The following is a 12,473-nucleotide window of genomic DNA, read 5'->3' as shown; positions in this document are numbered from 1 at the left end:
GTGGTTTTTTTTAGCATGAGCAATTGTTTTCAGATGCGGTAATTAGAATCCTTTGATTCTGATTGAATGCCGATAAAGTGATTTATTCTTTTTTTCTTGTTTTAGGTTAGATATATAATGATATTAGGCGTAATAATAAGAGATCATCCATGAGGATATTTTTGGTTACGTATCATGCAACAAGATCAAATATCTTCTTTTAAAGAAGGTTCTACCGTTTTAATATTAGATTCCGGGGTAGGTGGTCTCTCTATTTATAACGAAATTCGCATATTACTTCCACATGTGCACTATATTTATTTTTTTGATAATATGGGGTTTCCTTATGGCGAAAAATCAGAACAGTTTATTATTGATCGTATCTTATCTATTGTTTTAGCAATCACTAATATGTATGCTATCGCTTTGGTTGTGATTGCATGCAATTCGGCTAGTATTGTGACCTTACCTTCCGTGCGTTCTCGTTTTTTATTTCCAGTTGTCGGAGTAGTGCCCGCAATCAAGCCTGCTGTAAAATTAAGTCGAAATAGTATTATTGGTTTACTAGCTACTCGTAGGACAATTGAGTGTAGTTATACGCATCAGTTAGTATCTCGATTTTCTGGAGAATGTCGTATTGAAATGTTAGCTGCTATGGAGCTAGTAGATCTAGTGGAAAATAAATTACATGGTTTTCCGATTTCAATAGAAAAAATTAGATTGACTCTACAACCATGGCTTTCCATGCGTGAGCTACCTGATACGATAGTATTAGGATGTACGCATTTTTCTTTTATTTTAATGGAATTAAAACAAGTATTGCCTCAGGGGACAGTTTTTATTGATTCTGCTATGGCTATAGCTCGTCGTACTGCGTGGTTTTTAGAGAATGGTGTATCTATACCAATTTCAGGAGCTAAGAATGTAGCTTTGTGCATGAAAATTACTTCTAAGAGTATTAGGTTAATACCCATGTTAAGATATTTTGGATTTGAGAATCTTAGGACACTTAAGCTTTAGAATGGGGTGTTCGGCATGAACAAAGTGTGTAGAACATAGTTTTTTCTAATTTTTTGGATATATTATTTATGGTAATAAGTTGATAGTAAGAAAGACATCTGATATAGTTAGAATTTATAAAATGATATAGTTAAAATTTATAAAATTTTATCTATTATGTTTAATACAAAAAGGAAGTTTAATATTTTAGATTGTAATAATGATTTTTTCTAAAATAACTAATTATTAGAAGAGATTAGTTTTTAACTCTATGTTAATATGATTGAATAAAGAAGAAGATAAGCTTTATAATGAATTATGATATGTATGCTGTTATTTTTTTAGATTGTAGGATAAGTTGAGTAATAGAATATTATATAATAATATTATTAGTTATCATGATGATTTATAGATGATGCAAATCATATATTAATTAATTTTAAATATATAATTAGGATGAAAAGAGTCCCCATCGTCTAGAGGTCTAGGACACTGCCCTTTCACGGCAGTAACAGGGGTTCAAATCCCCTTGGGGACACCAAGGATGTCATTAGTAATGCGTTATAGTTTGTGTGTAGAGGTGCAATCTAAACTGAGTTAATAGTGAGTATTAGAAATGATAGTTAAACTCTAATGTTTACGAAATATGAGTAAAATTTATTATTTTTATCATAAAATAATAAATTCATATATTCCTCTATAAATTAAATCATGAAACACTGTTTAAGTGAAATCGTGGATAGAGTTATATTTGAAATAATAAATGGCATATTATGTACAATATATATTTGGTATTGTAATTTTAGTTAAACTTTTTTTATATAAAAATTCATATAAGACAGTAGGTATGCATAATCTATCATAATATATCATGATATATTATATTAATAATTATAGTGTTAATGTTTTTAGAGCGAAGGATATAAAAATAGTGTAGCAATACATTGCATATAAGATTAGTATATTCATACTTTAACTATATAATTGATCTGTAAATATAGTCACAGTTTGTATTTTATGTATAACATTAGATTTTGGTCCGAAAAGTTCTTAAGTAATATTCGCCTCATTTTTATTTCATTTTTTTATTACTTTTTTACAAATAAACTTTTAATCAAGAGTTAATTGGAATGTAATTATTGGGAATAAAATATATATACAGTTTATATTTTAGCTAATGTAGTGAATTATAAATTAAACTTTTACTAACATTATTATTGTTTTTATTTTTATAGGACTTTTTTACAAAAATTTATATATCATATGGTATTGATTTTACTTATTTTTATAATATGTACACATTTTTAAAATATATTGTATATTGTGAGAATAATGAAAAAACTTAATCTATGATCTATATTGGTTAATTTTATTTACACAAAAAAGGAAGAATGGTTTTATAGTAAAATATTAATAATAAAATTATTTAAGTTTTATTGATCAGCGCTATGAAGAGTGACTGAGCTGTAATTTTGATATTTTAAATTATAAATAATTTATATTATATATAATATCAGTATCAGAACAATTAATTCATTGAGATTGTATAATATTGTTTAATGATATTCATCATACGAGACGACAATGGTTATCCTTTTTTAATACAATATATTGAAATGATATATGACTTTTTGCATCACAGTGTTAGTGAATAAATGGTAGTAGCATGTCACACTATAATTTAGTATTTATTTTTTATTTTGCAATATAATGTCACCTGTAATTAAGTTATTTATGTAACTATTATATATGCTATTTATATTTGATAGGAAATTATATTTGAGATGAAAATTTCTTAATTATTATAGATTTTATATTAAAATCTATACGATTCTTTAATAGGTAATCAATATTGCTATATACAATAAGTTATTAAATGAATAATAATTAACTATAGATATCATTTTTTCGTATGATTGTATAGTTTTTTCGGTATTTTTCGAAAAAAATATTATAAATTTATATTATTTGAGTAGTATCTAAACAAGAAGAGATGGTATTGAATGCACTGATTATTTTGATGTATTTATTGATTATGTTTTTCGTATAATGCACTATTTATCAATTTTAAAAGTGCATAGTTTGTTATATGATGCTATATAGATCTACAATAGATCTGTTGGGTGTACAAATATATGCATGTAATTTTATTGTAGTATATAGATTGTTTTATAGAGTGATTTTCATATATCTATTTCAATTAGTATTTAATAGGTATTGATTTTTTTTGTATATGAGAAGTTGTAGTGACTATTAAAATGAATCATGATGATAGTATGTTTTGGTTCTATATAATGTTTGTTTTTCTTGTAAAGAAGTGGTTTAATATATGAATTAATATTTGTGATATCTTCTCTAATTTATTGTTCAATAAATATTTTATTTCTTATTGTTTTTGTTTGTTATGTTATATTAACTAAGTGTTAATATAATCTGGATATTTATTTCTCACAAAAGGTGGAAGATTTTTGGGAATTTTTTCTTCAATATTCTTAGGTTATGTTTATTTCTAGATGATTTGAATATAGAAATACAAAATAGATTGGATTTATCTTTTTGTATAGTATTTATTTTACTATATTTTAGTATTATATTTGAATATACCTAGGAATTTAGGTAATTTTTTAAGACTGTGTTATTAAACATATTCGTACAACATATATATGTAATGTGGTATATGATTTTTTATATTATTTTATCTTAAATTAAGATAAAATAAATCATTTTTCATATGGTTCCTTAGATGAGAGTAATTTTAATAAGATTAGCGTATGATCAGTGTTATATTAATCTAAAAGGGTTTTTTATAAAATTATTGATAATATTTTGAATCTATGTTGATAGATTTTACTTAGATTAAAGGTATAAGGTATATCACTCACTTTAATATGATTATATTAGTATTGATATACTGTTTTCAAAGAAAGGATATTTAAATAAGCATATTTTAGTGAAATCTAATTTATATTAGGCGGGCAAAAATATATTTCTATTTGTTAGAGTTTAAAGTAGATCAAATTTTGATTATTAATTTAGCCTGTACATTACAGGGGCGTAGTTCAATTGGCAGAGCATCGGTCTCCAAAACCGGAAGTTGGGAGTTCGAGTCTCCCCGCCCCTGCCATACTAAATTACACTAACTTGAAAGAATCAATGTTGTAATTATGTTGTGGAGATCGCCTAGTTCCTAACTAGAAGATATTGAAAATAAAATCGATTACATTGTTCGATATTCTGGATTTATATATTTGTTTCAAAACAATATATTTTAGTCTAGATGAGAGTTAGTTCATATCTTTGTTATTTTAGAGGCGGTATAAATTTGTATATGAAAATATATTGTATTGAATCTTAAGATAAAAATTAGTAATATCAATGTTGATACAGCATTTGCGAAATCTTATTTTAATGAGGGAATTCTTATCATTTTGTTATAGATCTCGGTGCTGCGTAAATATGTTGGAGCGACATCTTCTACTTTAGAATGGACACCCTTTGATAATATTTTCAGAGCTAGAGGCAAAATGTCTTTTGCATGTGGTAATACAATTGTAGTCTTTATGAGATTGATTAATGAAAGTTTTATTAACTCTGATCGCTGTATCCACTCTGAGCCGACGCAGATCCATTTTTCAGTAAGATTGGTCATCCTATTTAATATGGTTTCTATATCTAATATAGATTCAGTGTGTTTTCCGAGCCAAGAACCATGAAGATTTCTTTGATATTCTGCCCAATAGATTTCACCTAGCCTTGCGTTCATGGCAACTAGGACGCGTTGAGCACCTAGCTCCCTCCAAGCTCGCTCTGCCATAATGTTAAGAGTTGAAATGCCTATTAATGGTATTTGAGAACCTAATGCTAAACCTTGCGCAATGCTTGTACCAACACGAAGGCCAGTGAAGTTACCAGGTCCGCAACTAAAAGCAATAGCATTTATTTGTTTTAAAGTAATTTGTTCATGTTGTAACAGTTTCTGTATTAATGGAAGAATACGTTGTGCATGTTTTTCAGAGGTTTGTTCAAAATAAAAACGCTCATTCTTATTATTGAGTAGTGCCACTGAACAGGCTTCTGCTGTTGTTTCAAGTGCTAATATACGCATTAATATGTTACCTCTTACAATACGATAGGTCCTTTGTATTACGTCGATCCAGTTGTGTTATCTTCTCATATTTCTGTATTGATTGGCTATGTTGCGGTGAGTCTTAGTATTTTATTAAAGTATTTGATTAAAAGTTATAAAAAGTTCTATGAATTTAATTTAATCTCGCAACAATAGCTATAAAAAATATGTGATTCATATTAGCATGTCCTAAAGTCTTTAGGGTTGTCTCATTCATTACTATGCCCATAGTACTAATAACTTCTCTTTCATCGGGGGGTTAGAAGGAATAATTATGTTAATAGACTGGTATTTATAATGAGATACTGTGTGTAGGAATATGGTAAGATTTTGAAGGATTAAGGACCTATCCTTTTCTTTTTTTTTGGTTTAAGGAGTAAGATGTTTAGGAAGTAACTATATCTTACTTATGTCCTTAGCCTAACAGAAATAATAACTTGCTAGTGTCAGAGATAGTTTTCTATGACGAGGGATGCTGGTTAGAATAATTAGTTCTGTTTCAACTAATGCTGGTTACATTATGTATCTAGATCAAAACTTTTCCACCTGGAGAACATTCCATCGGTTATGGCCGATCATTACACCATATAAATTAGGATTAATTGTCGCTTCTATTTCACTTATCTTTAATGCTGTCGGTGATACTTTAATGCTTTCGTTGTTAAAACCTTTACTTGATGATGGTTTTGGAAAAACAGGACATAAAGTATTATCATGGATGCCTTTAGTTATTATTGCTTTAATGTTATTACGAGGCGTAACCAGTTATATCTCTAGCTACTGTATTTCATGGGTTTCTGGTAATGTTGTGATGAAGATACGTCGTAGTTTATTTAATCATATGATGGGTATGCCTGTATCTTTTTTTGATCAACAGTCTACTGGCGCTCTATTATCTCGTATTACTTATGATTCGGAGCACGTTGCTTCTTCTTCTTCTAGTGCTTTAGTTACGATAGTACGTGAAGGGGCCTCCATCATTGGGTTGTTCATACTTATGTTTTACTATAGTTGGCAATTGTCTTTAATTCTGATTGTATTAGCGCCTATGGTATCACTGGCTATTCGCACTGTGTCTAAGCGTTTTCGTATTATTAGTAAAAATATGCAAAATATGATGGGTCAGGTCACAACGAGTGCTGAACAAATGCTAAAAGGGCATAAAGAAGTATTAATTTTTGGAGGTCAAGATATTGAAAATGAATGTTTTAATCGTGTTAGTAATTGCATGAGACAACAGGGTATGAAGATGGTTTCTGCTTCTTCTATCTCTGATCCAATTATTCAACTGATTGCTTCACTGGCATTGGCGTTTGTTCTTTTTGTGGCTAGCTTTCCTAGTGTAACAGAAACTTTGACTGCTGGAACTATTACTGTAGTTTTTTCCTCCATGATAGGTTTGATGAGGCCTTTAAAGTCTTTAACAAATGTGAATTCTCATTTTCAGCGTGGTATGGCGGCTTGTCAAACTTTATTTTCGATTCTTGATAGTCAAAAAGAAATAGATCAGGGTCAATATAGTGTAGAGCGTGTTGTTGGTAGAATTGAATTTCGTAATGTGACTTTTAGTTATCCAGGCAGAGAGTTTCCTGCATTAAAGAATATTAATTTTATTATTCCAGCTGGAAAAACTGTCGCTTTAGTAGGTCGTTCTGGGTCTGGAAAGTCAACAATAGCGAGTTTACTTACTCGGTTTTATGATATTCAGTTTGGTAATATTTTTTTAGATGGTTACGATTTACGTGAGTATAGACTAGGTTCATTACGTAGTCAGGTGGCTCTAGTGTCACAAAATGTGCATTTATTTAATGACACAGTAGCCAATAATATTGCCTATGCTTGTCAAGAGAAGTATAGTCGCGATGACATTGAGAGAGCAGCTATTATAGCACATGCGATGGAGTTTATTAGTAAAATGGATCATGGGCTTGATACATTAATCGGAGACAATGGTGTGGTGCTTTCTGGAGGACAACGTCAGAGAATTGCTATTGCACGTGCTATGTTACGTGATTGTCCAATTCTTATTTTAGATGAAGCGACTTCAGCGCTTGATACTGAGTCTGAGCGTTCTATTCAGGCAGCATTAGAAGAGTTACAAAAAAATCGTACTTCTCTCGTAATTGCTCACCGTCTTTCTAGCATTGAAAATGCTGATGAAATTATTGTTGTTGAAGATGGGGAGATTGTGGAGCGTGGTACTCATCACAATTTATTATCCGAACCTGGTGTATATGCGCAACTTTATAAAATGCAATTTGGTTAATAAGTTTATTTATTTGGAATATGGGTTTTTTCGCTACTTATTATTACCATTAAGCTTAATATATGGATTAATAACTAATTTCATACGTTTAAGTTATCTTTTAGGTTGGAGAAAAGCGTGGCGTTCTTCTGTACCTATAGTAGTGGTAGGAAACTTAACTTCCGGTGGAACTGGCAAGACTCCATTAGTGATTTGGTTGGTTCTTTCGTTACAAGATCTAGGCTTTTCTGTTGGTGTTGTTTCTCGTGGTTACGGTGGAAAGGCAGGATCTTATCCATTGATAGTGGGGTCAAAAACCACTACATACGAAGCTGGAGATGAAGCGATATTAATTTATCAGAGAACGAAAGCAATAGTAGTAGTATCACCCGTAAGACGAAGTGCAGTAGAGGCGTTATTAATTCAGTCTTCAGTGGATGTGATTATTAGTGATGATGGATTACAGCACTATGCCCTAGCCCGTGATGTTGAGATTGTAGTCATTGATGGCGAGAGACGATTTGGTAATGGATGGTGGCTTCCAGCGGGTCCAATGCGTGAACGAGAAGGTCGCTTGCGTAATGTGACAGCAAAAATAACTAATGGTGGTACGGTTTTACCAGGTGAATTAGGTATGTATTTACAACCTGATTTAGCGGTGAACTTACGTTCTGGAGAGCGCGCTCCAGCTGTACGCCTAAAGAATGTGGTAGCGATGGCTGGAATTGGATATCCACAGAGATTTTTTAATACACTGGAAAAGCAAGGAGTAACAATACTCAAGAAAGTAGTTTTTTCTGATCATCAGTTCTATACTGAAAAAATGTTATATTCTTTAGCCTCAAGAGAACAATCTTTGCTTATGACTGAAAAGGATGCAGTTAAAGTTCGTAATTTTGCTCAGGATAATTGGTGGTATTTGCCAGTGAATGTTGTTTTATCACCGCTAGAAGCTAAAGCGTTACTTTCTTTAATTATTGTTTTAATTTAGATTTTAATAATAATTATTATTAAGATGCAGATATTAAATAATGTTATTATCTTACTAGATAATAATTGATTTGTATGTTAAGTGAATTTATATTCACTAAATTATTTTTTCTTTTTATATTTTTTATACTTTTATTATAAAATAAGTAATTGATTTTTAAAATTTAAGTTTTTATCAAGAGTGAATGAAAGATGTCAGAAATATAATCTGATTCTGCATAAGATATTATAATTAATATTATTCACTGATTATTAAAATAGAATTATTGTTTCCTTTTTAGATGATCAAATATAATTTATGTTATAACTTAGACATAAAATAAGGTTGATGAAGCGATTTTATAATCGAATAACTATATCATTTAATCAAATAATCTCATAGATAATATTACTTTTTCTTGGTTTTATAAAATCTTTGATCAGTATCTTATTCTAATAAGATGGATAGAATGTGAAAGATTTATTTATGAAACTTTCATATTGATCTAAGTATTTTATTTATCTTAAGTCACTCTTGTTCAGTGTTATACTATAAAGTTAGTTAAGAGCGTAGATATTTAGTTAGATTAGATCTCTGTGAGAATATATTGAGTTTCATGTAGTAATTTATTCAAAAGGCATTGTTTTTATTTATTCAAGTTTATGTGTATTAGTATTGTTAACTCAAAAGGATCTTGACATTATAAAAATAAACATATTCTAGATAGAATAAAGATAAATTATTGGATATAGATTAGTTGAATCTAAATCTAAATGTTTCACTATTACAGTTAATATATACTGTGCTATTGATTATCATATAAGCTATTATCATTTTGCGCTTTAAATTGTATGTATACAATATAGACTATAAGAGGAGACCAATAGAATACCAGTATGAAACTATTATTTTGATTGATAATTGTATTATTTCTCTAATAAGAGAAGAGAGAAGGGGTGTGATTGTAAAATATATACATCTATTTTTTATTAAAGTAGAATGAGTTTTTTCAAACTATAATGAAATATATATTATATTATTTTAATTTTTGAATAAGATTTGCTCATTGAATAGTCTTTATATTATCTAAATTTAGTGAGACCAGAAGCAATATATAAGAAAAGATACTAATATAAGATATAAGAAAGATACTAAAATAATAAGATTAATAGAGAATATATAATAATCATATACATTAATTTTAGTAATGTGTATTGAATATGATGTTTTGTTAAACAAGTTTTATTTTTTTATATTGATAAAAAGTGTTTGTATAGAAAAACATTTTAAAAAAATTGATTAGATTGCATAACAATGTAATTTTTTAAATAGATTTTATGATTTTTAGTATCTCGCTGTATTTTTCTTATTCAAAATTAGGATAACGAAACACTTCAGGGGGGTTATTATATTGCCGTATTCTATAAGATCTTCCTTTTTTAGAATCATTTTTTTAGTTATTATCTAAAGTTTTACATGTTCACATGGTAGATTTTATTTTATATATTGTTTGATTTTTTATATTTAAATTTTTTATACTTCGTTTATCTGCCATGGGTATGGTTAAAATCTTATTGTTGAATTTAGACTATTTTATTTATACTATAATGTCTTTTATTTTTTTAGATTATATATAGAATTGTATTGGATAGGTAAGTGTTTTATTATTTGAAATTTGGCTGTGTGCATATGATATAGTATTACTATACTATAAGTTATATATAGGTAAGTATTTGTATATATTATGTTATTTCAAAACTTATTAAGTTAAAAGTGTATATTATATAATAAAATTATTCTGTTAAGCTAGCAGGTTTTTTATTAGTGGTCAGTATATAAAATAATTTTGAGTGTATTTAGATATTTTAGTGTGATCTTAAAACATCTGATCTATCTTTGATGTTATTTAATAACAGACAGATATTCTAGGATATATAATGTTATAATTTCTAATTTGTTCAGCGGATCAGAATTTTTCGCTTCTCGAGCAATATAGAATATAGATAGTAGGGCTCAAAAAATAATAAAATACTAATAGAATATCAGAATATATGTCGATGTATTATACAATATCGATTTCTATTTTGTGGAGATAAGCGGGATCGAACCGCTGGCCTCTTGCATGCCATGCAAGCGCTCTTCCGTCTGAGCTATATCCCCCTTAATTTTAATAACATATTAAATTATATAATCAATATTATCTTGCGAATTTAGTTACGTATTAATATAAATATTAATGTATTTTAGATAAAAAAATTATATCGTCAAGAATTTTTATGGTTTTTCCTTGAGGTAGTTTTTCTTTTTAAGTTTATCGATATGTTCATATTAGTTGAGATATATATCTTTAAGTATTTTTATTTTTTAATTAGTTAGAATTTCGTATTTAGATTGTGAATTATGATTAATAAAAGTATTTTTAAACAAAATGATTAGAAATCATATGTAATATTAATATAATTTTTTATTTTATTTTCATTATTATTTGTATTTTTTGTATTTTTTCTTTAAAAGCTAAATTTCTTAGGAGTTCGGAATTGATGGAAAGAATGGGAATTTAGGACAGAGTTGTCTAGGATATTTAATCAGACTTCATAATTAATGAAGATCAATAAAGAGTTAATTTTTTTCAAAAAATAGATTTATTGAGTTTGTCTAATAATTTATAATTAATAATTTCTAATTGGTTTTTTTATTAAAGTTTAAATTAATAGTAGTAATGAACATTATGTTCAAATACTTTAAGTATATAGGTAATATTGCTTTAATTATATATTTCTAGTCCACTTATTTATATTCTTGATTGAAATATAGATTGAATCCTAAAGAATGCTACAGATAAAATAGGTAAGATTTTTCTTATATAATGTTGATATAAATGGATTTCTTTATGACTTAAAGCTAATTATTATCTAATATATAGATATATGCTTTGTATATAGGAATGCACGTTAAATTTTATTCTTGTAATCTTTTTATTATTATAATACTAATATATAGTAATATGTTAGTAATTATCGATTATAGTTTAAGTATAAAGTCTAAGCTTGATAGACGAAAAGATAGCGTTTCGTTGATTTGTGTTTGTATTGTAAAATGAGTAGCAGGATGGGTTAAACTAGAATCTATTAACGGTAAGATGTAAGATATCTACAAATCATACTAAAGTAGATGAGAAGATATTACAATTAATGAGAGATTTTTTTATAGATAAACAGGTAGCATAGATTAGGTTTGAATAAAAATGAGATTTAATGAGGTCCTCTGTGATCAGAAACGTTTCTGTGATATATTGGACTAATTATTGGATTTTATAGCATGATAATTAGTATTATTGCAGCTATTGCAAGTAATCGTGTAATCGGAGCAGGAAATAAGATTCCTTGGGATTTACCTGTTGATCGAAGTTGGTTTAAAATAATGACATTACATAAGACTGTTCTTATGGGGCGTCATACCTGGGAATCCATCGCTGTTCCGCTAAAAGATCGATGTAATATTGTCATTAGTAGAACAAATTTAGATATTGTAGGAGCAAGGTCGGTTTCTACTATTGAAAAAGCATTGAGTCTAAGTGAGTTAGAAGAGGAGCTGATGGTAATTGGTGGTGGCAGTATTTATCAACAAATGTTACCAAAAGCAGAACGGTTATATCTCACTCATATTGATACAAAAGTAGAAGGAGATATTTATTTTCCGGACTATAATATCAGAAAATGGCAGGTGATCTTTAGTAAAGTTGTATATGCTGATGAGAACAATCCTTATAACTTATTATTTGAGATTCTTATCCGTCGTTAATTTTTTATTAATTAGGTTTAAGATTAATTATCTCATGAATGTATTTTTTAAATAAATATTTGGATTTCAGAGTAGGTATTAAGATTAGTTTCATGTGATAGTAGAAATTGATGTGATTGTGATATATTTTCATATCAGAGATTGATATTAATTGATGCATTTTTGTAGGATTATTAATCCTATTAATATTGATTAACTAAAACTAGATTCCCTTTCCTAAAGAAGAATAGGGTATTTCTATGGTTGATACTTATTATATTTGTCTTTTCTTGCGAGGGTTTTCTTTATTCAGTTTTTAATTTTGAATTTCTTAAAAGTTAATTATGTTAAATGATTAGTTTATATTATTAAGA

At 28.1% G+C, this 12,473-nt stretch carries 5 protein-coding genes and 3 tRNA genes; 6 read left to right on the top strand and 2 right to left on the bottom strand.

Annotated features, from left to right (window positions below; all coding sequences use genetic code 11):
- Positions 1-174: 174 nt before the first annotated feature.
- The 3 genes from murI to HACICURV3402_RS02870 all read left to right on the top strand — a co-directional run bounded on the left by murI (position 175) and on the right by HACICURV3402_RS02870 (position 4,102).
- Complete coding sequence (gene murI / locus HACICURV3402_RS02880) at positions 175-999, top strand: glutamate racemase (RefSeq protein ID WP_157992811.1); 825 nt, start codon at positions 175-177, stop codon at positions 997-999.
- A gap of 444 nt (positions 1,000-1,443) precedes the next feature.
- Positions 1,444-1,519, top strand: a tRNA-Glu gene (locus HACICURV3402_RS02875).
- Between the two features lie 2,507 nt (positions 1,520-4,026).
- Positions 4,027-4,102, top strand: a tRNA-Trp gene (locus HACICURV3402_RS02870).
- A gap of 276 nt (positions 4,103-4,378) precedes the next feature.
- Here the strand turns inward: HACICURV3402_RS02870 and tsaB are convergent.
- Positions 4,379-5,083 carry a tRNA (adenosine(37)-N6)-threonylcarbamoyltransferase complex dimerization subunit type 1 TsaB gene (gene tsaB, locus HACICURV3402_RS02865; protein ID WP_157992810.1) on the bottom strand — a complete coding sequence of 235 codons (705 nt, stop codon included), beginning with the start codon at positions 5,081-5,083 and terminating at the stop codon, positions 4,379-4,381.
- Between the two features lie 541 nt (positions 5,084-5,624).
- On the opposite strand from tsaB, the gene msbA reads away from it, so the two are divergent.
- Positions 5,625-7,370, top strand: a complete 1,746-nt coding sequence (gene msbA / locus HACICURV3402_RS02860) for a lipid A ABC transporter ATP-binding protein/permease MsbA (RefSeq protein ID WP_157992927.1) — start codon at positions 5,625-5,627, stop codon at positions 7,368-7,370.
- On the top strand, positions 7,339-8,340 hold the full coding sequence (gene lpxK, locus HACICURV3402_RS02855) for a tetraacyldisaccharide 4'-kinase (RefSeq protein ID WP_157992809.1): 1,002 nt from the start codon (positions 7,339-7,341) through the stop codon (positions 8,338-8,340). The genes msbA and lpxK overlap by 32 nt, the downstream gene beginning before the upstream one ends.
- Positions 8,341-10,406: 2,066 nt before the next feature.
- Here lpxK and HACICURV3402_RS02850 read toward each other — a convergent pair.
- Positions 10,407-10,479: transfer RNA gene (locus HACICURV3402_RS02850), tRNA-Ala, on the bottom strand.
- A gap of 1,158 nt (positions 10,480-11,637) precedes the next feature.
- Here HACICURV3402_RS02850 and folA point away from each other — a divergent pair.
- Positions 11,638-12,120 carry a type 3 dihydrofolate reductase gene (folA, locus tag HACICURV3402_RS02845; RefSeq protein ID WP_157992808.1) on the top strand — a complete coding sequence of 161 codons (483 nt, stop codon included), beginning with the start codon at positions 11,638-11,640 and terminating at the stop codon, positions 12,118-12,120.
- The last annotated feature ends 353 nt before the right edge of the window (positions 12,121-12,473 follow it).

Source organism: Candidatus Erwinia haradaeae, assembly GCF_900698925.1.
Taxonomy (GTDB): domain Bacteria; phylum Pseudomonadota; class Gammaproteobacteria; order Enterobacterales; family Enterobacteriaceae; genus Erwinia_E; species Erwinia_E haradaeae_I.
This window is presented reverse-complemented; position numbering and strand designations above follow the sequence as displayed.

Excerpts from the sequence above, each read along its gene's own strand:
- lpxK (WP_157992809.1), top strand. The coding sequence starts at position 7,339 with ATGCGCAACTTTATAAAATGCAATTTGGTTAATAAGTTTATTTATTTG.
- folA (WP_157992808.1), top strand. The coding sequence starts at position 11,638 with ATGATAATTAGTATTATTGCAGCTATTGCAAGTAATCGTGTAATCGGA.
- msbA (WP_157992927.1), top strand. The coding sequence starts at position 5,625 with ATGTATCTAGATCAAAACTTTTCCACCTGGAGAACATTCCATCGGTTA.
- murI (WP_157992811.1), top strand. The coding sequence starts at position 175 with ATGCAACAAGATCAAATATCTTCTTTTAAAGAAGGTTCTACCGTTTTA.
- tsaB (WP_157992810.1), bottom strand. The coding sequence starts at position 5,083 with ATGCGTATATTAGCACTTGAAACAACAGCAGAAGCCTGTTCAGTGGCA.